Origin of the sequence: Nocardioides halotolerans DSM 19273 (assembly GCF_000422805.1) — a bacterium.
Lineage (GTDB): Bacteria > Actinomycetota > Actinomycetes > Propionibacteriales > Nocardioidaceae > Nocardioides > Nocardioides halotolerans.
In genome coordinates this window covers 64,554-86,242 of the sequence record NZ_AUGT01000023.1, presented here as the reverse complement: position 1 = coordinate 86,242, position 21,689 = coordinate 64,554, and the positions used below count along the sequence as shown (strand labels likewise).

19 protein-coding genes are annotated in these 21,689 nt (G+C 71.7%); 8 read left to right on the top strand and 11 right to left on the bottom strand.

Features of this window, described 5'->3' with window-relative positions; translation table 11 throughout:
* Positions 1-10: 10 nt before the first annotated feature.
* Positions 11-322 (top strand): hypothetical protein, encoded by a 312-nt coding sequence (locus tag G514_RS30870; protein ID WP_211222071.1) that lies wholly within the window; start codon positions 11-13, stop codon positions 320-322.
* A gap of 76 nt (positions 323-398) precedes the next feature.
* Here the strand turns inward: G514_RS30870 and G514_RS0107350 are convergent, their stop codons facing one another.
* Positions 399-1,565 carry an alpha-hydroxy-acid oxidizing protein gene (locus G514_RS0107350; protein WP_028651228.1) on the bottom strand — a complete coding sequence of 389 codons (1,167 nt, stop codon included), beginning with the start codon at positions 1,563-1,565 and terminating at the stop codon, positions 399-401.
* Between the two features lie 64 nt (positions 1,566-1,629).
* Here G514_RS0107350 and G514_RS0107345 point away from each other — a divergent pair, with 64 nt between their 5' ends.
* From G514_RS0107345 to G514_RS0107330, 4 genes are read left to right on the top strand one after another with little or no spacing between them, the layout of a single operon-like run.
* Positions 1,630-2,556, top strand: a complete 927-nt coding sequence (locus tag G514_RS0107345; RefSeq protein ID WP_036563964.1) for a metal ABC transporter substrate-binding protein — start codon at positions 1,630-1,632, stop codon at positions 2,554-2,556.
* The gene (locus G514_RS0107340) at positions 2,547-3,353 is read left to right on the top strand and encodes a metal ABC transporter ATP-binding protein (protein ID WP_028651226.1); all 807 of its coding nucleotides are present in this window, start codon (positions 2,547-2,549) and stop codon (positions 3,351-3,353) included. Before G514_RS0107345 ends, G514_RS0107340 begins: the two co-directional genes overlap by 10 nt.
* Positions 3,350-4,351 (top strand): metal ABC transporter permease, encoded by a 1,002-nt coding sequence (locus G514_RS0107335; protein ID WP_028651225.1) that lies wholly within the window; start codon positions 3,350-3,352, stop codon positions 4,349-4,351. Before G514_RS0107340 ends, G514_RS0107335 begins: the two co-directional genes overlap by 4 nt.
* A complete protein-coding gene (locus tag G514_RS0107330; RefSeq protein WP_028651224.1) occupies positions 4,338-4,742 on the top strand; it encodes a Fur family transcriptional regulator in 405 nt (134 codons plus the stop codon). The genes G514_RS0107335 and G514_RS0107330 overlap by 14 nt, the downstream gene beginning before the upstream one ends.
* Before the next feature lie 4 nt (positions 4,743-4,746).
* Here G514_RS0107330 and G514_RS0107325 read toward each other — a convergent pair whose 3' ends face one another.
* Genes G514_RS0107325 through G514_RS25430 form a run of 6 tightly spaced genes read right to left on the bottom strand, consistent with a single transcriptional unit; the run spans position 4,747 to position 9,675 of the window.
* Positions 4,747-5,217 (bottom strand): SRPBCC family protein, encoded by a 471-nt coding sequence (locus tag G514_RS0107325; RefSeq protein WP_028651223.1) that lies wholly within the window; start codon positions 5,215-5,217, stop codon positions 4,747-4,749.
* Complete coding sequence (locus G514_RS0107320) at positions 5,214-5,537, bottom strand: ArsR/SmtB family transcription factor (protein ID WP_028651222.1); 324 nt, start codon at positions 5,535-5,537, stop codon at positions 5,214-5,216. Before G514_RS0107320 ends, G514_RS0107325 begins: the two co-directional genes overlap by 4 nt.
* Positions 5,538-5,588: 51 nt before the next feature.
* On the bottom strand, positions 5,589-7,220 hold the full coding sequence (locus G514_RS25435; RefSeq protein ID WP_036563962.1) for a sensor histidine kinase: 1,632 nt from the start codon (positions 7,218-7,220) through the stop codon (positions 5,589-5,591).
* A gap of 40 nt (positions 7,221-7,260) precedes the next feature.
* A complete protein-coding gene (locus G514_RS0107310) occupies positions 7,261-8,025 on the bottom strand; it encodes an isoprenyl transferase (RefSeq protein WP_028651221.1) in 765 nt (254 codons plus the stop codon).
* An 18-nt stretch (positions 8,026-8,043) separates the two neighbouring features.
* Positions 8,044-8,784 carry a DNA repair protein RecO gene (gene recO / locus G514_RS0107305; RefSeq protein ID WP_028651220.1) on the bottom strand — a complete coding sequence of 247 codons (741 nt, stop codon included), beginning with the start codon at positions 8,782-8,784 and terminating at the stop codon, positions 8,044-8,046.
* A gap of 18 nt (positions 8,785-8,802) precedes the next feature.
* Entirely contained in the window at positions 8,803-9,675 is an 873-nt protein-coding gene (locus G514_RS25430) for an alpha/beta fold hydrolase (protein WP_084151850.1), read from the bottom strand.
* Between the two features lie 90 nt (positions 9,676-9,765).
* Between G514_RS25430 and G514_RS25425 the strand changes: the two genes are divergently transcribed.
* Together G514_RS25425 and G514_RS29040 are read left to right on the top strand one after the other, a co-directional pair.
* Positions 9,766-12,570: a PAS domain S-box protein gene (locus G514_RS25425; RefSeq protein WP_036563960.1), complete on the top strand. Its 2,805-nt coding sequence runs from the start codon at positions 9,766-9,768 to the stop codon at positions 12,568-12,570.
* 747 nt (positions 12,571-13,317) lie between these two features.
* Positions 13,318-14,559 (top strand): HNH endonuclease signature motif containing protein, encoded by a 1,242-nt coding sequence (locus tag G514_RS29040; protein ID WP_028651219.1) that lies wholly within the window; start codon positions 13,318-13,320, stop codon positions 14,557-14,559.
* A gap of 4 nt (positions 14,560-14,563) precedes the next feature.
* On the opposite strand, the gene G514_RS25415 is transcribed toward G514_RS29040, so the two are convergent.
* The 3 genes from G514_RS25415 to leuA form a co-directional block, all read right to left on the bottom strand.
* The gene (locus tag G514_RS25415; protein WP_051247035.1) at positions 14,564-17,290 is read right to left on the bottom strand and encodes a penicillin acylase family protein; all 2,727 of its coding nucleotides are present in this window, start codon (positions 17,288-17,290) and stop codon (positions 14,564-14,566) included.
* A 79-nt stretch (positions 17,291-17,369) separates the two neighbouring features.
* On the bottom strand, positions 17,370-18,494 hold the full coding sequence (locus G514_RS0107280) for a hypothetical protein (RefSeq protein WP_157544642.1): 1,125 nt from the start codon (positions 18,492-18,494) through the stop codon (positions 17,370-17,372).
* Between the two features lie 133 nt (positions 18,495-18,627).
* Entirely contained in the window at positions 18,628-20,352 is a 1,725-nt protein-coding gene (gene leuA / locus G514_RS0107275) for a 2-isopropylmalate synthase (RefSeq protein ID WP_028651217.1), read from the bottom strand.
* Between the two features lie 150 nt (positions 20,353-20,502).
* Here leuA and G514_RS29750 point away from each other — a divergent pair, with 150 nt between their 5' ends.
* Positions 20,503-20,649, top strand: a complete 147-nt coding sequence (locus tag G514_RS29750; protein WP_084151848.1) for a DUF1059 domain-containing protein — start codon at positions 20,503-20,505, stop codon at positions 20,647-20,649.
* Here the strand turns inward: G514_RS29750 and G514_RS0107265 are convergent.
* On the bottom strand, positions 20,646-21,668 hold the full coding sequence (locus G514_RS0107265) for a nitronate monooxygenase (protein WP_245582130.1): 1,023 nt from the start codon (positions 21,666-21,668) through the stop codon (positions 20,646-20,648). The two genes, G514_RS29750 and G514_RS0107265, sit on opposite strands and share 4 nt — an antisense overlap.
* Positions 21,669-21,689 lie beyond the last annotated feature (21 nt).

The window sequence follows — 21,689 nt, the reverse complement described above, 5'->3', positions numbered from 1 at the left end:
GGCCTTCTCGGTGCCGGTGCCGGTGACGCGCTGCACAAGAACGGTCGCGCCGCGCGGCGGGGACACCGCGCCCGGACGCCGCCGCCCGCTGCGAGACGACGAAGTCGGCCACGGTCTCGGGCTGCGCCGCCTCGCCGGCCCGGCGCAGCCGCTCGAGGGCGGCGATCCGGTCGATGCGGTCGGCGTCGTCGCTCGCACCGCCGTCGAGCGCGAGCCGCTGGGTGAACAGCTCGATCTCGGCGGCCGTCGGCGCGACGAGGGCGGCCGCGCCGGCCGTCCCCCTCGCATCGGTCCCGAGATCCCGCACGTTCACCACCTCTGAGCAGTTCGTGGTCTGGTGCTGAACACTCTAGAACGAGCCGCCGACAGTCGCTCGCGTCGATCCACAGGCCCGTCGATCAGATCTCGACGCGGACCAGGACCTCCCTGTCGAGCTCGGCGATGCTCGCGTAACCGTTGAGCCCCATGGTCAGGTCCGCCTCGGCGAGCAGGCAGGAGAGCACGAACTCGACACCGGCGGTCCCGCCCAGCACCGCACCGTAGGCGTAGGGACGGCCGATGCCGACGGCCGTCGCTCCGAGGGCGAGCGCCTTGACCACGTCGACGCCGGAGCGGACGCCGGAGTCGAAGAGCACCGGCAGCCCCTCTGCGGCGTCGACCACCGCGGGGAGCAGGTCCACCGCCGGGGCGCTGGCCGCCTGCCGGCCGCCGTGATTGGAGCAGTAGATCCCGTCGACCCCGGCGTCGCGCGCCCGGCGTACGTCGGCGGGGTGGCAGATGCCCTTGAGCAGCAGGGGCAGCTCGGTGAGGCCGCGCAGCCACATCAGGTCGTCCCAGGTCAGCGCCGGGTTGCCGAAGGTCAGCGCCCACTGCACGGTGGCGGCACCGGGGTCCTCCTCCGGCGGTGCCGCGAGCCGCGAGCGGAAGACAGGGTCGGAGAAGTAGTTGGCCAGGCAGTAGCCGCGCAGCTGCGGGAAGGTCGCGTGCTGCAGGTCGCGCGGCCGGTAGCCGAGCGACCACGTGTCGAGGGTGACGACGATGCCCGCGAACCCGGCGGCCTCGGCCCTGCGGACGAAGCTCTCGGCGAGCTCGCGGTCGTTGGGCGTGTAGAGCTGGAAGAACCCGGGGGTGTCCCCCAGCGTCGCGGCCACGTCCTCCATCGGGTCCTGGACGAGGGTTGAGACGACCATCGGGACACCGGACGCCGCCGATGCGGCGGCCACCGCGAGGTCACCGCGCTCGTCGTCGGTCATGACGCCGAGCACCCCGATCGGCGCCAGGAACACCGGCGCCGGCCACGTCCGGCCGAAGAGCGACACGGTGAGGTCCCGCTCGGCCGCGCCGGAGAGCATCCGCGGAAGGATCCCCCACCGCTCGAACGCCGCGACGTTGCCGCGCTGGGTGTGCTCGTCGCCCGCTCCCCCGGCGACGTAGTCGAACAGTCGGTGCTCGAGCTTCTCGCGGGCTGCGGTCTCGAGGCCGGCGAAGGTGAGCGGGTACGCCGGAACCTCGCCGGCGAGACCGGCGAAGTAGAGGCCGGTCTGGAAGTCCGCGTAGTTGGCCACGAGCGAAGTCTGGCAACCCGCAGACGAGTTGACAATGATTCTCAACTATCTGAGAATCGTTCTCATGCGTGCGGTCTGGCTGCCGATCGCCACCCTCCTGGTGGCGACGAGCGGCTGCGCGGCGTTCACCGACGAGGCGCCGGGTGGCGGGGCGGGGATCGACGTGGTGACTGCGTTCTACCCGCTGCAGTACGTCGCCGAGCGCGTCGCCGGCGACCACGCGGACGTCGTCAACCTGACCAAGCCCGGGTCGGAGCCGCACGACCTCGAGCTCGCCGTCGCGCAGACCGCGGCGGTCACCAATGCGGACCTCCTGGTCTACGAGAAGGGGCTGCAGGCGGCGGTCGACGCGGCCGTGGACCAGGCCCACGACGTGCGCACGGTCGAGGCCGGCGAGGTGGCGGGCCTCGAGCCGCTCGCGCATGACGGCCACGACGACGCCGAGCACGACGCCGGGCACGACGACCTCGGTGACCTGGACCCGCACTTCTGGCTCGACCCGCTCAAGCTCGCGAAGGTCGCCGACGCGGTCGCCGAGGGCCTCTCGAAGGCGGACCCACTGCACGCGCCCGACTACCGGGCCAACGCCGCCGCGCTCGGCTCCGACCTCACGACGCTGGACGAGGAGTACGTCGACGGGCTGCGGGGCTGCGCTCGTGACACGGTCGTGGTCTCGCACAACGCGTTCGGCTACCTCGGCCGCTACGGCCTGTTCATCGAGCCCATCTCCGGCCTCTCCCCCGAGGCCGAGCCGACGCCCGCCGACCTGGCCCGGCTGCACGAGCTGATCGAGGACGACGGGATCACCACCGTCTTCGGCGAGCGGCTGGTCAGCCCCGAGCTGGCGCAGAGCCTGGCCGACGACCTGGGCGTCGAGTCCCGCATCCTCGACCCGATCGAGGGCCTCACGTCCGAGACGTCCGGCGACGACTACCTGTCCCTGATGAGGGCCAACCTCACCGCCCTGCGAGAGGCCAACGGATGTCCGTGACCCAGACGACGACGCCGATCCAGCTGGCCGACGGTGCCGTCGCGATCGGCGGCCGCCCGGTCCTGCGCCACATCGACCTCGAGGTGCCGGCCGGCGAGTTCCTCGCCCTCATGGGCGCCAACGGCTCCGGCAAGTCCACGCTGGTGCGGGCCCTGATCGGGCTGCGGCCGCTCACCGACGGGCGGCTGAGCCTGTTCGGCACGCCGATCGAGCGGTTCCACGCGTGGGCGCGCATCGGCTTCGTCCCCCAGCGCGGCGGCGCGACGTCCGGCGTACCGGCCTCGGTCTGGGAGGTGGTCGCCTCGGGGCGCCTCACGCACCGCCGCCTGTTCCGGCCGCTCTCGCGCACCGACCGCGCCGCGATCGACGAGGCGCTCGAGGTCGTCGGCCTGGCGTCCCGGGCGAACGACGGGGTCGGCACCCTCTCGGGTGGCCAGCAGCAGCGGGTGCTGATCGCCCGGGCGCTGGCCGCCGAGCCCGACCTGTTCTTCCTCGACGAGCCCACCGCCGGCGTCGACCTCGCGAACCAGATCTCGCTCGCCACCTCGCTGGCCCGGCTCAAGGAGCGTGGCGCCACGATCGTCCTCGTCGCCCACGAGCTCGGCCCCCTGGCCTCCCTCGTCGACCGCGCGGTCGTGATGCGCGACGGCCGGATCGCGTACGACGGCGCGCCGCTCGCCGACCACGCCGTGCACGAGCCTGCGTTCGGCGACGCGCACACCCATCACCACCACGCCTCGCACCACCTCCACGACCACGTGCCGGTGGTCCGCTCACCCCTGGAGGGTGGCCGATGACCTTCTGGGAGCTCTTCGAGTACCCGTTCATGCAGCGGGCGCTGATGGCGGCGGCGTTCACCGGCGTCGCCGCGCCCGCCGTGGGCACCTACCTCGTCCAGCGCCGCCTCTCGCTCATGGGCGACGGGATCGGGCACGTCGCCGTCACGGGCGTCGCGCTGGGCCTGCTCACCGGCACCTCCCCGACCTGGACGGCGGTGCTGGTCGCGGTGGTGGGTGCGGTCGTGATCGAGGCGATCCGCTCGCGCGGCCACACGAACGGCGACGTCGCCCTGGCCCTGCTCTTCTACGGCGGCCTGGCCGGCGGCGTGCTGCTCAGCGGCCTCGGCGGCGAGAGCTCGGCACGCCTGCAGGAGTACCTCTTCGGCTCGATCACGACGATCTCGGTCGCCGACGTCGTCGTGACCATGGCCCTGGCCACCGTGGTGCTCGTGGTCGGGATCGGCCTCTCCCCACAGCTGTTCGCGGTGGCGCAGGACCAGGAGTTCGCCCGGGTCACCGGGCTCCGCGTGGGGTTCTACAACGTGCTGGTCGCCGTGCTCGCGGCGGTGAGCGTCTCGGTGGCGATGCGCACGGTGGGACTGCTGCTGGTCTCGGCGCTCATGGTCGTGCCGGTCGCGACCTCGCAGCAGCTCACGCGGTCGTTCCGCACCACCCTGCTGACCGCCATGGTGCTCGGCGCCGCCGCGTCGATCGGCGGGCTGGTGCTGTCGGCGTACCTCTCCTTCCACGCGACCGTCGCGCCCGGCCCGACGATCGTGCTGCTGTCGCTGGCAGGGTTCGCGGTCACGTGGCCGGTGGGTGCCTGGCTGCGGCGGCGGGCCCGGCTGCGGGCGCCGTTCCCGGCGGTGCCCCCCGCCGACCACGAGCCCACGGAGCACCGCCACCAGCACGGGCCCGACTGCGGACACGTCGCCGTGCGGCACGGCGACCACGTCGACTACGTCCACGACGGCCACCGCCACGCCGAGCACGGAGCGCACTATGACGAGCACTGAGGGCCAGCCGGGCGGGCTGCGACCGACCAAGCAACGTCTCGCGGTGGTCGAGGCGATGGCGTCGTTCGACGACTTCCGCTCGGCCCAAGAGATCCACGACCTCCTGGGCCGCCGTGGCGACCCCGTGGGGCTCGCCACCGTCTACCGGACCCTCCAGCGGCTCGCCGACGCGGGCGAGGTGGACATGCTGCGCACCGAGGACGGCGAGGCGATCTACCGGCGGTGCTCCGAGCGCCACCACCACCACCTCGTGTGCCGCGGGTGCGGCCGCACCGTCGAGGTCGAGGGCCCGACCGTGGAGCGCTGGACCCGGGTGATCGCCGCCGAGCACGGCTTCTCCGAGGTCAGCCACGAGCTGGAGATCTTCGGGACCTGCCCCGACTGCGGGTGACCGGTCAGGCGGCGTCGGCCACCTCGGCGTACCGCTTCAGCATGTCGCCCCACGCGTCGGGACCCTCGAAGGTCTCGCGCATCTGCTCGGCGTCGGCGCCGAAGCCGTCGAGGTCGCGGTGCTCGAGCTCCACGAGCGTCCGGCCGTCCTCGGTCGGGGTGAACCGGACCTCCACGTGGGTGACGAGGTCGGTGTGGAAGGCCCAGTCGGCGCCGACCTGCCAGGTGACGGTGAAGCCGTGCGGCGGGTCGTACGCCGTCACGACGCCGGTCTCGGTCTCGGAGCCGTCGGTGTGGCGGGTGTACCAGCGACCACCCACGAACGGCTCCACGACCACCTTCTCGATCGGCGCCTCGCCGATGTGGTGCTCGGCCGGCCACCACGACGTCATGTCGTCGGTGAACGCCTCGAAGGCGCGCTTCTGGTCCACGCCCACGGACACGCTCACGCGGACGGGCTGGATGGTCTCGGTCATCGGTGCTGCTCCTCGGTCGGGTGATCTTCTGCGTACTGGGCGAACGCGACCATCGCCTGCTTCCAGAACCGGTCGAGGTAGGCGCGGACCGGCGCCAGCCCCGCGGGGTCGACGCGGTAGACCCGACGGGTCCCCTCCTGCCGGTCGACCACGAGGCCGACCTCCTTGAGCACCTTCAGGTGCTGGGAGACCGCTGGCCGGCTCACCGGCAGCAGCGCGGCCAGCTCGCCGACGGGCTGCGGGCCCTCCAGGAGCAGGTCGAGGATCGCCTGGCGGGTCGGGTCGCCCAGCGCGCTGAGGATGGTGTGTGCGTTCGTCATGACTTACCGTAAGTTAGAACTAACGGTAAGTGGCTGTCAACCGTTGCGGCGTCAGGTGACGGAGACAGGTTCCTGGTCCGGGACCCGGCGCTCCGCGGCGGCGTCGAGCGGCAGGCGGACGCGGAACGTCGAACCACGGCCCTCCTCGCTCTCGACCTCGATGCGGCCGCCGTGGCTGTCGACGATCGCCTTGGTGATGCTGAGCCCGAGGCCGATGCCCTGGATCGATCGCTGCGAGGCGTGCCGGCTCCGGAAGAAGCGGCTGAAGACGTGGCTGCGGTCGCGCATGCTGATGCCGATGCCGGTGTCGCGCACGACCAGCTCGACGCGCTCGTGGGCGACCGAGAGGTCGACCTCGATGCGCCCGCCGGACGGGGTGTACTTGACGGCGTTCGAGAGCAGGTTGTCGACGACCTGGGCGAAGCGCTGCGGGTCGACCATGACGACCAGGTGGTCGGGCACGCTGCTGGACAGGCTCAGCCCGGCGCGGTCGATGGCCGGGCGGGCGGCCTCGATCGACTGCCGGACGAGCGCCGCGACGTCGGTGCGCTCGCGGTCGAGGTGCACGAGGCCGCGCTCGACCTGGGCCGTCTGGAGGAGGTCGGCGACGAGCCGGTCGAGCCGGTCGACGTTCCGCTTGACGACGCCGAGCTGGTGGACGACCTCCTCGGGCAGGTCGTCGCGCTCGAGCACGATGCTCGTGAAGCCGTGGATCGAGGTGAGCGGGGTGCGCAGCTCGTGCGAGACCGACGCGACGAACTCCTCCTTGACCTCCAGCGCGCGCATGAAGTCGGTGACGTCCTTGTAGGCGAGGGCGGCGCCGGCGAAGCGCCCGCTCTCCTCGCGCACGACGCGCGAGGACACCGAGAGCGCGCGCCGGGTCAGCGGGTCGGAGCCGACCCAGATCAGCTGGTCGTCGAACTCCTCGCCCTGCGTCGCCCGGAACGTCGGCATGTCCTCGTGCTGGACCAGCGTCTCGCCGTCCTCGTGGTAGACCGCGCCGAGCTGGCCGGCCTGCCCGCTGTGCCCGTGGGGGAACGCGAGCCGCATGAAGTCGTGGTGGCGCCGGTTCATCGTGAGGTAGCGGCCCTCGCCGTCGAGCAGGATCAGCCCGACGTCCACCGTGTCGAGGATCGCCTCGCCCACCCGCCGCTGGAGCTCGATGAGCTCCTGTCCCCCGCGCACCCGCTGGATGACGTTGGCGATCGCGAGCGAGACCGTCACCGCGATGACCGTGGTGGTGACCGACCGGGAGAGGTTGATGCCGGTGGCGCCGATATAGAGCACGCCCGGCACCATCACCAGCAGCACGGTCGCGACGGCGGTGATGAGCGCCCCGCGGTTGCCGTAGGCGAAGCCGAGCCACAGCGCCGGGATGACGACCAGCAGCGCCGACCCGCCCTGCGGGTCGAGCCGGCTCAGCCCGACGATGCCGATGTCGAGCACGAGCAGCGCGAGCCGGCACCACTCCGGGGTGCGCGTCCAGGGCAGCACCAGCGCGACGACCCAGGCGGTCGGCACCAGCACCAGCCCGATGAGCGGGCCGGTCCGCAGCTCGAGGTCGCCCGCGATCCGCAGCCCCATGTCGAGCATGAACAGCACGCTGAACCCCAGCTGGAGCAGCCGAGGGTCACGCGGCTCCAGCCACAGGCGGCGGAGCTCCTCCCTCAGGCGTGCTCTCACAGATGAACAGTGGCAGAGCAACCCCGCGCGCGCGGGCGGTTCAGGCTTTCCCGTAGCGGCGGTGGCGGGCGGCGTAGGTCTCGATGGCGGCCCAGAGGTGGCGACGGTCGACGTCGGGCCACAGCACGTCGGTGAAGACCAGCTCGCTGTACGCCGCCTGCCAGAGCATGAAGTTCGACAGCCGCTGCTCGCCCGAGGTGCGCCACACCATGTCGGCCTCGGCCTGCTCGGGGACGTAGAGGTGGCGCGCGACCGTGCGCTCGTCGATCTTCTCCGGGTTGAGGCGCCCCGCAGCGACCTCGCGCGCGATCGAGCGGACGGTGTCGGCCAGCTCCGCCCGGCCGCCGTAGTTGACGCACATCGTCAGCGTCAGCACGTCGTTGTCGCGGGTCAGCTCCTCGGCGACCTTGAGCTCCTTGATCACCGACCGCCACAGCCGCGGGGCGCGGCCCGCCCAGCGCACCTTCACGCCGAGCTCGTGCATCTCGTCGCGGCGCCGGCGGATGACGTCGCGGTTGAACCCCATGAGGAAGCGCACCTCGTCGGGCGAGCGGGTCCAGTTCTCGGTCGAGAAGGCGTACGCCGAGACCGCCCGCACGCCGATCTCGATAGCGCCCTCGACGACGTCGAAGAGCGAGGACTCCCCCGCCTCGTGGCCTTTGGTCCGCGGGAGCCCCTGCTGCTTGGCCCAGCGGCCGTTACCGTCCATGACGATCGCGACGTGCCGCGGCACCTGGTCGCGGGGCAGGTCGGGCGGCCGGGCCCCCGAGGGGTGCGGGGTGGGCTGGCGGACGGGGCGGGGCACGGGGGTCAGGGTGGCAGATCAGCGCTCGACGTAGGCCAGCGAGCGCAGCCCGCGCTCGAGGTGCCAGGCCAGGAACGCCGCGACGAGGCCGCTGGCCTCCTTGAGGTGGCGGGGATCGCTGGCCTGGACGACCGGCCAGTCGCCGGCCAGGAGCGCGCCGAGCAGGGTGATCGTCTCCGCGGCCGGGCTGGCCGAGCCGGGGACCCGGCAGGTGGTGCAGAGCATCCCGCCGTACGACGGGTTGAACCAGCGGTGCGTGGCGCCCTCGTGGGGCAGCGTCCCGCAGCGGGCGCAGGCGTGGAACGACGGCGCGTAGCCGGCCACGGCCAGCGAGCGCAGCAGGTAGGAGTCGAGGACCTGGCCGGGCCGGCGCTCACCGCCGACCATCGCTCGCAGCCCGCCCACCAGCAGCAGGAACTGCTGGGTGGACGGCTCCTTCTCCTCGGTGACCAGCCGCTCGGCGGTCTCGAGCATGACGGTGCCGGCCGTGTAACGCTCGTAGTCGGCCCCGAGCTGGGCGGCGAACGCGTCGTGGGTCTCGGCCTGGGTGATCGTGTCGAGGTTGCGGCCCTCGGCGAGCTGCACGTCCACGTGGGTGAACGGCTCGAGCCGCGAGCCGAACTTCGACGTGGTCCGCCGTACGCCCTTGGCCACCGCGCGCACCCGACCGTGCTCCCGCGTCAGCAGGGTGATGATGCGGTCAGCTTCGGCCAGCTTGTGGGTGCGCAGCACGACCGCCTCGTCGCGGTAGAGAGGCACCCGCCCATTGTGCCTCGGTCAGCGAGGCGTACGACGCCCGCGGGAGCGTGTCGCCGCCGGGACGTCCTCCCAGACCTCGAGGGCGAACTTCGCGGCCTCGGCGTTGAGCCGGTCGGGCCAGAACCGCCACTCGAGGATGCTCCGGGCACGCACGAACCGGGCGTTCGGCAGCTCGTCGGCGAGCATCGCGGCGTCGGCGGCCGGGTGGATCGGGTCGGCCGGGTGTCCGACGACCAGCGCCGGTGCGGCGATCTGCTTGCGCCGCCGCGACGGTGGCGCGATCCGCCCGAAGAACAGCCCGTGCACCACTGCTGCGACCGACTCGGAGCGCTGGTCGAGCGTGTCGAGGCCGATGCCGGCCCAGAACGGCACGACGCCCCGCGGGATCGGGCGGGTGAGCGCGCGCAGCCCGTCGACGGTGAACGGCAGGAAGCGGGCGGCGAACATGAGCGGCGCGAAGGCGAGGATGCCGGCCTCCACGGCGTTGTCGAGCACCGGCATCTCGATGAGCAGCCCGCGCACCCGCTCGGGCGCCAGGTCGGCCACCTCCAGCCCCACGTTGGCGCCGAGCGACGTGCCGCCGACGACCGCCTGGTCGGCCCCGAGGTGGTCGAGCAGCGCCACGACCTGCTCGGCGAAGGCCGTCATGGAGTAGACGAGCGGGTCGGCCGGGCGGTCGGAGCGGCCGTGCCCCAGCAGGTCGAGGGTCACCACGTGCAGGCCCTCGGCCGCGAGGGCCCGGGCGAGCGGCTGGTGCATCCTGCGCGGCATCAGCTGACCGTGGAGGAGGACCACCCAGCAATCGCCGGCGCCGTACTCGGTGTACTCCAGCCGGTCGCGCCCCGAGCCGGCGTCCACGAAGAACTGGCCGATGCGCTCGGAGACCAACATGGCGACCAGCGTAGATCGGGGCGGTGACGCGCCGCCTCCAGACGTCTCGAAACCCAGCGCGGGACAGGTGGGGTGCCCGAGACTGAAGGGGTGAGCACGCTCGCCGAACGACCCCTCGGCTGGGCACCCACCTACGCCCTGCTGGCCGGGGTCGTCGCGGCGGGTGCCGTCGCGGTGCGCCTCGCACCCGACGGCCAGGCCATCGCAACGTTCTGGCCGTCGGCCGGGCTGGGCCTGATCGTGCTCTCGCTCAACCCCGTGCGCCGCTGGACGGCCCTGGGGCCGCTACTCGCGCTGGCCACCTTCTCCGGCGACGTCCTCGGGGGCCGGGGGCTGCGGCTGGCGGGCGCGCACGCCGTGGCCGAGGCGATCGCGATGGTGGTCGCCGCGCTGCTCGTCACCCACGCCGGCCGGAGGCGCCCGCGGCTGGCCGACCAGGAGGACTTCGTCCGGCTGCTGGCCGCCGCGGTCATGAGCGGCGGCCTGCTCGCGCTGGGCGGCGCGAGCGCCTCGCGCCTCGTCACGCTCGAGCCGCTCGGCGTCTCGCTCGCGACGACGTTCGCCGTGCACGTCGCCGCGGTGCTGCTGCTCTTCCCGCTCGCCGTCGTCACCGAGCACCACTGGACCGGCCGCCGGCTCGAGCTGCTCCTGCAGATGCTGCTGCTCACCGCGGCGGCCGTCCCGACGTTCGTGCCCGGCGCGAGCTCGACGCTGACCTTCGCGCCGGTCCTGTTCCTCACCTGGGCAGCGCTGCGCTTCGACCTCCGCGTCGCCTGCGCCGAGCTCGTGCTGCTCGGCATCCTGGTGACCTCGCAGACCGCCGCGGGCATCGGTCCGTTCGGCGACGCCGTCGACTCCGACCGGGTCAGCGCCCTGATCGGCGGCGCCCTGACGCAGGGCTACCTCGCGAGCGCCGCGCTGCTGGTGGTACCGCTGGGCCTCGCCGTGCAGCGCAACACGATGCTGCTCGACCGGATCACCGCCGACGGCAAGCTGTTCCGCCGCAACTTCACCGAGTCGCTGGTCGGCATGGCCTTCCTCGAGCCCGACGAGACCCGCCGCGACCTGGTGATCGTCGACCTCAACGAGACCGCCCTCGGCATCCTCGGCGGTCGCGAGGAGGCACTGCTCGGGCTGCGCCTCAGCGAGTTGATGGACGTCGGGCCGGACTACCACGAGGCGCTCCCCCAGCTCATCGACGGCTCGCTCGACGGCTGGCGCGTGGAGGGCCCGCTCACCTTCGCGCGGTCCGGTCAGGTCACGCTGCAGATCTCCTCCCTCGGCGAGAACGGCGACGAGCCCTTCTTCGCCGCGCAGCTGCTCGACGTCACCGCGGAGTACGACGCCCGGCACGGCCTCGAGGCCGCGCAGACGCTCACCAACGCGACCCTCGACACCACCAACTGCATCATCATGGTGACGAACGTCGAGGGCATCGTGGTCCGGGTCAACCAGGCCACGTCGGTGATCACCGGCTACCGCGAGGACGAGTTGCTCGGCCGCAAGGTCTGGGACACCGGCATCACCCCCTCGGACGCCGACGACGTCGAGGCGCTGATCATGTGGCCCAACCGCTCCGGCGTACCGATCGTGCGCGAGTCGGACTCGCTCACCAAGTCGGGCGAGAAGCTCCGCATCGTCTGGAACACCAACATCGTCCGCGACGAGGTCGGCAACCCGATGTACGCCGTCATGACCGGCATCGACGTCACCGCCGAGCGGACCACCGCCGGCCTCGTCAACCACCTCATGGAGGCCTCGCTCACCACCGCGATCGTCGGCATCGACACCGCCGGGCGGATCTCGGTGGCCAACTCCGGCATCCAGCACCTCCTCGGCTACGAGCGGGGCGAGCTGGTCGGCGAGCCGTTCCACCGGCTGCTCAAGTCGTCCGAGCTGCTCGAGCGCACCGGCGCCGACACGCTCGACGAGGCGTTCGACATCCTCGTGCGCGGCCTCGGTCGTGACGGCGAGACGCGGGCGCGCGACTGGACGTGGCTGACCAGGTCGGGTGGCGAGCAGATGGTGTCGATGACGCTGTCGGTCGCCCAGGACGCGTTCGCGGCGCAGAGCGGCTACCTGTGCGTGGCCCGCGACGTGACCGAGCAGCGGCACAGCCAGGAGATGCTCATCGCGGCCCTCGACAAGGAGCGCACGGCCGTCGAGCGGCTGCGCGCCCTCGACCAGGCGAAGAACGAGTTCGTCTCGACGGTCTCCCACGAGCTCCGCACGCCCGTCACGAGCATCGTGGGCTACACCGAGATGATGACCGACGGGTCCGTGGTCGAGCCGCTGCCCGAACAGGTGCCGCTGCTCGAGACCATCAACCGCAACGGCCAGCGCCTGATCTCGATGATCAACGACCTGCTCATGCTCTCCGGCCTCGACGCGGAGACCGTCCACTGGCGCCACGACGCCGTCGACCTCGCCACGACCATCGGCCCGATCGAGGAGGCCATCCGGCCGCTCCTCAACAACCGCCACCTCGCATTCTCGGTCGACCGGCCCGCCGGCGCCGTACCGGTCCTCGGCGACCGCGCCCAGCTCGAGCGGGTCATGATCAACCTGCTCTCCAACGCCGTGAAGTTCACCGAGGACGGCGGCACCATCGGCTTCGGCCTCGCCGTCGTCGACGACCACGCGGTGATCACGGTCAGCGACACCGGCATCGGCATCCCGGAGGAGGAGCAGGCCGAGCTGTTCCAGCGCTTCTTCCGCTCCTCCACCGCCCAGGTCCGCCAGATCCAGGGCACCGGCCTCGGCCTCTCCATCGTCTCCGCGATCGTCGCCGGCCACGGCGGCACGATCGAGGTCCAGTCCGCCCACCTCCAGGGCTCCACCTTCACCGTCCGCCTGCCCCTGGCCCGGTCCGAGCGCCTGACCCACGCGGGCTGACTCGGGTGCTGCGCGGCGCTGGCCGCGCGGTCGTTGCTGTACGACGCGCGGCCCACGGTGGCTGAGGTGCGAGGAGCGCTAGCGACGAGCCTCCTCGAAGCCTCCGCAAGGTAGGCACCCGCTGGACCACCGCCCCACGGTGGCTGAGGTGCGAGGAGCGCTAGCGACGAGCCTCGAAGCCACCGCAGCGAAGGCACCCGCTTGCGTGGGGGCGGCAACCCGATCGCCGAGTGTCTGCGCTCCGCCTGGTCCGTCAAGGCAGTCTGAAGCGCTCCGCGTCCTTGACGGACCAGACGGAGCGCAAAGGCTTGGCTGGCCATCGGGTCGCCGCCGGCGGGCTGGCTGCGGTCCGGCACTGGGGCGGTACGGCGACCGCGCCCACGGTGGCTGAGGTGCGAGGAGCCCTGGCGACGAGCCTCGAAGCCCCCGCAGCGAAGGCACCCGCTGGACCACCGCTGATCGAGCTCGTCGAGATCACCGCAACGAAGGCACCCGCCGCACCACCGCCCCACGGTGGCTGAGGTGCGAGGAGCGCTAGCGACGAGCCTCGAAGCCACCGCAAGCAGGGCACCCGCTGCACCACCGCTGATCGAGCTTGTCGAGATCACCGCAGCGTGCGCTCCCAGCCGCCCCCGGACGCCGGCGAACGTCCACTTCACGTCCACAACCACAGCGCCGGAACCCCTTGTCCACAACGGGATCCGAGCCACCCAGCGAGTGTCGGTGGTCAGTGCTGGAATAGGTGCCATGACAGCGCTCGCCCACCACCCCCACCCGGTCACCCGGGCCGTGGCCGACGCGCGCGAACAACTCACCGCCGTCGCAGAGACACCGGTGTGGTCGATGAACGCCGAGGACACCACGACCACCCTGCACGACCTCGCCGCACTGGCCGCCCAGGTCGCCGAGCTGCAAGCACGGACCCTGGCCCACGCCGCCCGCGTCGACCTCCCGGGCAACACGGGCGCGACCTCGACCGCGACCTGGCACGCCGCCACCACCCGCACCACGAAGACCCACGCCCACCGCACCATGCGGCTCGCCGACGGCCTCGAGCACCACCAGGCGACCCGGACCGCGCTCGCCGACGGCCGCCTCCACGTCGAGCAGGCCGAGGCCATCCTCCGCGCCCTCGCCGACCTCCCCGACGACCTCGACCCCGCCATCGCCGCCCAGGCCGAGCAACGGCTCCTGGACTACGCACGCGAGTTCGACGCCAAACACCTCAAGGTCCTCGGCCGCCGGATCCTCGAAGTCACCTCCCCCGAGACCGCCGACGCCCACGAAGCCGCACTGCTGGACAAAGAAGAACGCGACGCTGCCGCAGCCACGCGCCTGACGATCTGGGACGACGACCACGGCAAGACCCACGGCCGCTTCACCCTCGACACCCTCACCGGCGCCATGCTCAAGAAGCACCTGCTCGCCCTCGCCGCCCCCAAGCACCAAGCCAGCAACGGACCGCTCGGCGAGCGCAAGCCCACCCCGCAACGCCTCGGGCAGGCCCTCGTCGAGCTCATCCAGCGCTACCCCAAGAACCATCTCCCGAAGGCCGGCGGCCTCAACGCCACCGTCGTCGTCACGATGACCCTCGACACCCTCGAAGGCCGCCTCCAAGCAGCCCACCTCGACACCGGCCAAAGACTCTCCCCCGGCGCCGCCCGCCGGCTCGCCTGCGAAGCCGGCGTCCTCCCCGCCGTCCTCGACGGCACCTCCCACGTCCTCGACCTCGGCCGCAAGCAGCGCTTCGCCTCCGAGGCCCAGCGCATCGCGAAGACCATCGAAGCCCGCGGCTGCGAGATCGACGGCTGCGACTGGCCACCCGGCATGACCCACACCCACCACCAAACACGCTGGACCGACGGCGGCAAGACCAACCTCCGCGACCTCATCTCACTCTGCCCCAGCCACCACAGCAAAGCCCACGACCAGCGATATCACCTCGACCAGCTCCCCACCGGCAAGTACACCTTCCACCGACGCACGTGAGCGCCTACCGATGTGACAGGAAGCTGATCACCTGCTGGAACGTCGGGCGGTTCTGCCAGTCGATCGGCCGGACGCCGACCACGCCGCCGGTGCTCGAGCGGATGAAGTCCTCGGACTTGGCGTAGGTGAGCTCACCGACCGAGCTCTTGCCCTGCTTCTGGAGGATCCGCGCGACGGCGGCGGCGAGCGAGGTGCGCAGCGTTGCGCGGCAGGCCTTGAGCGAGCCCTTGCCGCAGTAGCCGGTGGAGTAGGCGCCGTCGACGTGCTTGCCGAGGACGGAGCGGAGGTCCTTGGAGAGGTAGCCGTACCACGCGACGCCGTTGAACGACGAGCCCTGCCCGGCGCGGGGGTGGTCGTCGAGGATCTGCGGCAGCTGGCGGGTCAGCGGCCCGAGCCGGCCGCTCATGGCGTCGTAGGCGACCGAGCGCGGGCCGTCCTCCCACCACGTGTCGAAGAGCGCGATCGCCGCTTGGTACTCGTAGGCGCCGTCGCGATCGCGGTCGGCGCGCGGCGTGCCGGCCTTGAGCCACTGCTGGAGGAGCGTGCGCGCCGCCTTGGTCTTCTTGTCCTTGCCGATCACCTTGAGCAGCCACGGGAGGGTGTACGCCGCCCGCGAGTCAGCGGTCGCGCCGCCGGCCATCACGCCGACCATGCCGGGGAGGTCGATCTTCTTCCTGCCCTTGATCTTGGGGAGCAGGCGCTTCTCGAGTGCCATCGAGCGGTAGACCGAGCCGTAGCTCCAGGTGTCGTCGGCCGCCGAGAAGTCGGGTGCCGGCTTGTTGTTCCAGCTGACGAGATAGCCCCGCTTGGGGTTGGTCTCCCGGGCGTGCTTGCGGAACGACAGCCAGCCCTTCCAGTCGTAGGCCTTGCCGGCCCAGTGCGGGAGGTCGGGCTCGACCTTGGCGGAGCGCTTCGGCAGCAGGCCGGAGGAGTAGTAGGAGATGTCCTTGGAGTCGGCGTAGAACCAGTTGAACGTGTAGTCGATGTCGCTCGCGGCCCTCTGGAACGACTTCGCGCTGTGCACGAAGCCGGGGTCGTTGAACTCGCCGAAGCCGAGCACGGAGTCGACCTCGTGGCCGTACGTCGACCGCTGGATCACCAGCGCGACCGGCTTGCCGCCGACGGTGGTGCGCTCCTGCACGATGCCGTGCCGGGTGCGCAGCACCTGGAACTTGTAGGTCGTCGCCGGCGCGGGCGCCTGGAGGTTGGGAGTGGTGGTCTCGGTGTGCACGTCGGACTGCATCGGGACGCACTTCTTGCCGACCAGGTAGCGCGTGGAGCTGACCGTCGCCTTGCCGCCCTTGGGGTTGCACAGCCGCTCGACGACGGTGTCGATGTTGTCGCTCCCGGCGGAGGTGGCCGACCACGCGTAGTCGAGGCCACGCCCGAGCTGGACGAACAGGTTGGTGCCGGCGAAGGCGACGCCCCGGGCCTGGATGCCCGGACCGTTGAGCACCTGCTCGACGAGCAGCTGCGGCGCGTAGTAGCCGGTCTGCGGCCCCATCACGGCCAGGGGCTTGCCGGTCCGTGACTCCTTGCCTGTCACGAGCAGCGCGTTGCTCATGCCGTGGGCGCCGAGCTCGGAGAGGTCGATCGAGACGCCGCCGGGCAGGTCGAGCCGGGGCTGCACCTCGCCGGGTGCGGGGGCGCCGCCGCGCAGCGCGTGGCCGGTGCCCGGCGCGGTGGGCCCGTTGCGGTCGGGGAGCGCGACGCCGGGCAGGTCCGGGTCGAACGCCGTGCCGTCGTACGGCGCGCGCCTGCTCGAGGTCGTCGGCGCCTCGGGGTCGTTCTTCTCGCGGAGGTCGCCGTAGATCTGGAGCGCCCGCTTCTTGCCGAACCGCGCCTTGAGCGCCTGCCACCACTCGGCGTTCTGGACCTCGTGGCCACCGCCCTTGCCGAAGATGCCGCCCACCAGGGAGGCGACGTAGACGATGTCGGCGCGGGTCCAGTCGGTCGGGATCTTCTGGAGCAGGGCGTACTCGGCGGGGCAGGTGGGCGCCGCCAGGATCGGGCACAGGTCGTGCTGGGCCTGGTTGATGCCGGCGAGGAACGCGTCGACGCCGTTGAGCAGCTTCTGCCCCCGGGCGCGGGCGTCGCGGGCCGCTCGCTCGATCTGGGCGTTGGCCTCTGCCGGCGTGTAGTAGGCGGCGCGGATCTGCGACTGGTCCATCGCCACGTTGCCCGGGGTGTTGCCGACGAACTCGGCCATCCGGCCGGCCCCCGTGTGCCGGAGCACGTCCATGAGGAACATCCGGTCCTCGACCGCGGCGTAGCCGGCGCCGAACTCGACGTCGTCGTACGTCGCGCCGTTGATGAACGGGACGCCGAACGCGTCACGCTGGATCGTGACCCCGGGCCTGGGCGCCTTGGTGCTGACGACGGTTGCCGGCGTGAGGTCCTCGCGCTTGTAGAGCTGCTCGATGTCGGCCTGGCTGATGCTGCCGGGGTCGTGCGTGGTCAGCGCGTCGTACATCTCGAGCTGGTCGGCGAAGTGCGCCGGCTTCGTCGGCGTCGCCGTGGTGCCGAGCAGCGAGGCGAGGTCGACCGTGGTGACGTTGCCGTTCGAGCCCGGCGGGAGGATGTTCCAGAGGTTGCCGTAGGGATCCCCCGCCTTGGCCGGCACGGGCGCCGGCGGCTGCCCGGACGCGGATGACGGGGGCGCTCCGGCCGTGGTGGCCAGGAGCGCCCCCGTCGTGATCACGAGGACGAGACCGCTGAGCGTGGTGCGCATGAGCGGTCAAGTTACCCGACGTGCCGGGGTTGCGCCGCTGGGTGCGGCGCTCCCCCGGGCCCGTTCGGGGTCGTGCGTGTCAGCGCCGGCTGGTGTCGACCGTCGAGGCGGCGACCCGCGGGCTCCCGCCACACGGAGCGGCTGCGGAGGTGGCCGCTGCCACCTCGGCCTTGGCCGCCTTCGCTGCCTTCTTGGCCTTCTTCAGCTTCTTCTTCGCCTTCTTGACCTTGCTGGCGTTGCCGGACTTCTTGGCCTTCTTCAGCGCCTTCTTGGCCTTCGCGAGCTTCTTGGCCGCCGCGTCCGCCTTCGCCTGCGCCGCGGTCACCGCAGCGTTCAGCGTGGTGCAGTCGTAGGCGGTGAAGGTCACCGTCGCCGGGGTGGCGTCGGTGTTCATCGCGGCGTCGGTCGCCGCGACCTTGAAGGTGTGCTGGCCCGGGGTCACGGTGAGCGACCTGGGGCTGGTGCACGGGGCCGAGGCGCCGCTGTCGAGCGTGCAGGTGAACGTCGACGGGGTCTCGGTCGAGGTGAACGAGATCGGGACCGTGAGAGACTTCGCGATGCCACCCGCAGGGCTGCTGGTGATCGTCGTGTCCGGCGGGGTGGTGTCCGGCGGCGGCCCGGCGTTGATGCTCACATCGTCGACGGACATGTTCGTGATGCCGGTCCCGCCGTTGAGGTAGTTGAACGACAGGGTGTGCGACCCACCGTCGGCGAAGGCGCTGATGTCGACGGTCTGCTGCGTGTAGCCGGGCTCAGCGGTGCTGGCCTCGGTGTGCGTCTTGACCGTGGTGGCGTCGATCTTCACGGTCAGCGTGGCGTCGAACGGCGTGTTGACCGACCCGTTCCAGTACCAGTAGGTCAGCGTCGCGGGGTCGCCGGTGGGGATGGTCACCGCCTGACTCACGCTGCCGGTGTGGCCGGTCGTGGCGGAGCCACCGAACCAGGCCCAGACCGTGCCGCCGTGCGGGCCCGCCGTGCCGCCGCCCGTGCCGCAGGCAGCGGCGGTGCAGAGCGGGGTGCCGAACTCCGTGTCGGCCTCGATCCACGCGGGGCTGTCACCCGATGCGCCGGCCTCGAAGCCGCCGTCCTGGATCAGCTCGACAGCGTTCGCGGTGGTGGCGAAGCCCAGCTGGCCGAGCACGAGCCCGGTGGTCACCAGTGCGAAGCCCGAGAGCCTCGTCACCTTCTTCCGAAGTGCATTCAAGATGAGGTCTCCTCATGGATCGCCGAGAGATGTGCTACCTAAGAACGGTCTTAAGTTCGGCGATCCTCTCCCCGCGCGGGCGCGTTTGTCACGCCTCCCTGACCGAAAGGTGCAAAATTTCTTGCAGCCGGCCTCAGGCCGCGCGGTTGACCGCGCTGATCACGGCCTTGAGCGAGGCGGTCACGATGTTGGCGTCGATGCCGACCCCCCAGTAGATCGTGTCGCGCACCAGGCACTCGACGTACGCCGCGGCGAGGGCGTCGCCGCCGGAGGAGAGCGCGTGCTCGGCGTAGTCGAGCACCCTCACGTCCCAGGCTGGATCGCCCGTGGCCTGCGGCAGCTCGTTGATCGCCGCGACGAACGCCGAGAGCGGGCCGTTGCCCTCGCCCTCGAGCGACTGGAGCTCGCCGTCGACGTAGACGTTGACGAACAGCGCGTCCTTCTCCCCCGCGGCCGAGGAGGTGTGCACGGAGTTGAGCTTGAGCGGGGTCTCGCGGTCGAGGTACTCCGCGCGGAAGACGCCCCAGATCTCCTCGGGCGTCATCTCGCCGCCCTCGGCGTCGGTGCGCTCCTGGATGACCCGGCTGAACTCGATCTGCGCCCGGCGCGGCAGGTCGAGCTTGTGCTCGGCCTTGAGGATGTAGGCCACGCCGCCCTTGCCCGACTGGCTGTTGACCCGGATGACCGCCTCGTAGGTGCGGCCGACGTCGTGGGGGTCGATGGGGAGGTACGGCGCCTCCCAGGGCAGCTGCTCGACCGGCACGCCCTGCTCGGACGCCTGGCGCTCGAGGTCCTCGAGCCCCTTCTTGATGGCGTCCTGGTGGGATCCGGAGAACGCCGTGTATACGAGGTCGCCGGCGTAGGGGTGCCGCGGGTGGACGGGCAGCTGCGTGCAGTACTCCACCGTCCGGCGGATCTCGTCGATGTCGGAGAGGTCGACCATCGGGTCGACGCCCTGGCTGAACAGGTTCATCGCCAGGGTGACCAGGTCGACGTTGCCGGTGCGCTCGCCGTGGCCGAACAGGCAGCCCTCGACGCGGTCGGCGCCCGCCATCATCGCGAGCTCCGTGGCCGCGACCGCCGTACCGCGGTCGTTGTGGGGGTGCAGGCTGATCACCGTGTTCTCGCGACGGGTCAGCTGGCGGGAGAACCACTCGATCTGGTCGGCGTAGACGTTCGGCGTGGCCATCTCGACCGTCGCCGGCAGGTTGAGGATGATCTCGCGGCCGTCGTCGGGCTGCCACACGTCGCTGACCGCCTCGCACACCTCGACCGAGAACGGCAGCTCGGTGCCGGTGAAGATCTCGGGGCTGTACTCGTAGCCGATCACCGTCGTGTCGAGGTAGCTCTCGATCCCCTTCATCACCGCCCGGGTGCCGCGGACCGCGATGTCCTTGATCTCGTCCTTGCTGGCCCGGAAGACGACGCGGCGGAACAGGGGCGCCAGCGCGTTGTAGAGGTGGATGTTGGCGCGGGGCACGCCGACCAGCGACTGCACGCTGCGCTCGATCAGGTCCTCGCGCGCCTGGGTCAGCACCGAGATCGTGACGTCGTCGGGGATCTTGTCGCTCTCGATGAGCTGGCGCACGAACGCGAAGTCGGTCTCGCTCGCGCTCGGGAAGCCGACTTCGATCTCCTTGTAGCCCATCCGGACCAGGAGCTCGAACATCATCATCTTGCGGGCCGGGCTCATCGGGTCGATGAGCGCCTGGTTGCCGTCGCGCAGGTCGGTGGAGAGCCACCGCGGCGCCTGCGTGAGCACGGCGTTCGGCCAGGTGCGGTCGGGCAGGTCGACGGGCGGGAACGCCGCGTAGCGGCCGAACGGCATCGGGCTGGGCTTCTGCGGAGGGATGGTCATGTGGTCCTCGCTGGGGTGTCGAGCTCGGGAGCCGGTCGCGCACGCTCACTCCGCAGCGAGGGGGTCCGGCTGTGGCTCAGACCTCGCTGCGGCGGCGAAGGAGAAGACGTCGCGTCATGACGTGGTCACTGTAGCGGGTTCAATGGGTCCATGAAGACCCGCATCCAGTGCCCGTGCGGCGAGACCATCGTGGGCAAGGACGAGGACGAGCTCGTCGAGCTCACCAACGCCCACCTCACCGAGCAGCACGACGGCCGCACCTACGACCGCGACATGATCCTCATGCTCGCTACCTAGACCAATGCCCTCAGGGTCTCGGCCACGGGTTGCGAGCGGACGTGGCGGTGGCCGGTGCCGGCCCAGAGGTTGACGTGCTCGGGATTGCCCGCGGCCGCCGCGGCCCGGCGGATCGGACTGGTGAGGTGGTGCACCGCCGGGTAGCCGAGCGGGGCCTTGCCGTCGTACGCCGCGAGGAAGGCGTTCATCACCCCGCCGGCGGGACGGCCGCTGAAGGCGGTGGTGGTGAGCTGCGGGCCGCGGTCGCCGCCCGCGAGGCCGGCGCGGTGCGCGGGGTTGGTGCCGGCCTCGTCGGCGAGGAGCAGCAGCGTGCCGACCGCGACGGCCTCGGCGCCGGCCTCGAGCGCCGCGCGCACGTCGGCGCCGGTCGCGATGCCGCCGGCGGCGACCACGGGCAAACCGACCGCCGTGCGCACGGCACGGACGAGGTCGGGGAGGGGCACCCGCGGCGGCGGACGCTCCGGGGTGAAGGTGCCCGAGTGGCCGCCGGCGCCGGCCGACTGAACGGCGAGCGCGTCCAGGCCCGCGTCGGCGGCGAGCCGGGCCTCCTCGGGAGAGGTGACCGTCTGCACGAGCAGGCAACCGGCCGCGCGGAGACGCTCGGCCGAGCCCTCGTCGGGCAGGCCGAACGTGAAGGACACGACCGGCGGCGCCGCCCCGACCAGGACGTCGACCTTGCCCTGCCAGTGGTCGTCGTCCTCGACCGGCACGGACGGGAGCTCGACGCCGTAGCGCTCCGCCAGAGGGAGCAGCAGCTCGCGGTAGGCGGCGTAGGCCGCCGGGTCGACCGGCACCGGGCTGGGGGCGAACAGGTTCACGCCGTAGCCGCCTGTCTGCCCGTGCACCGCGGCGATCTCGGCGGCCAGCGCGTCGGGGGTCTTGTAGCCGCCGGCGAGGAAGCCCGCCGACCCCGCCTCGGAGGCGGCAAGCACGAGTGCGGGCACGGTCGGGCCACCGGCCATCGGCGCGGTGAGCACGGGCACGCGGCACCCCAGCCGGGCGAGCAGGTCGACCACCACGCGCACAGCCTGTCACCTCAC

Coding starts and splice junctions, on each gene's coding strand:
- G514_RS0107345 (WP_036563964.1), top strand. CDS start 1,630: ATGCGTGCGGTCTGGCTGCCGATCGCCACCCTCCTGGTGGCGACGAGC.
- G514_RS0107340 (WP_028651226.1), top strand. CDS start 2,547: ATGTCCGTGACCCAGACGACGACGCCGATCCAGCTGGCCGACGGTGCC.
- G514_RS0107335 (WP_028651225.1), top strand. CDS start 3,350: ATGACCTTCTGGGAGCTCTTCGAGTACCCGTTCATGCAGCGGGCGCTG.
- G514_RS0107330 (WP_028651224.1), top strand. CDS start 4,338: ATGACGAGCACTGAGGGCCAGCCGGGCGGGCTGCGACCGACCAAGCAA.
- G514_RS0107325 (WP_028651223.1), bottom strand. CDS start 5,217: ATGACCGAGACCATCCAGCCCGTCCGCGTGAGCGTGTCCGTGGGCGTG.
- G514_RS0107320 (WP_028651222.1), bottom strand. CDS start 5,537: ATGACGAACGCACACACCATCCTCAGCGCGCTGGGCGACCCGACCCGC.
- G514_RS25430 (WP_084151850.1), bottom strand. CDS start 9,675: ATGTTGGTCTCCGAGCGCATCGGCCAGTTCTTCGTGGACGCCGGCTCG.
- G514_RS29040 (WP_028651219.1), top strand. CDS start 13,318: ATGACAGCGCTCGCCCACCACCCCCACCCGGTCACCCGGGCCGTGGCC.
- G514_RS25415 (WP_051247035.1), bottom strand. CDS start 17,290: ATGCGCACCACGCTCAGCGGTCTCGTCCTCGTGATCACGACGGGGGCG.
- leuA (WP_028651217.1), bottom strand. CDS start 20,352: ATGACCATCCCTCCGCAGAAGCCCAGCCCGATGCCGTTCGGCCGCTAC.
- G514_RS29750 (WP_084151848.1), top strand. CDS start 20,503: ATGAAGACCCGCATCCAGTGCCCGTGCGGCGAGACCATCGTGGGCAAG.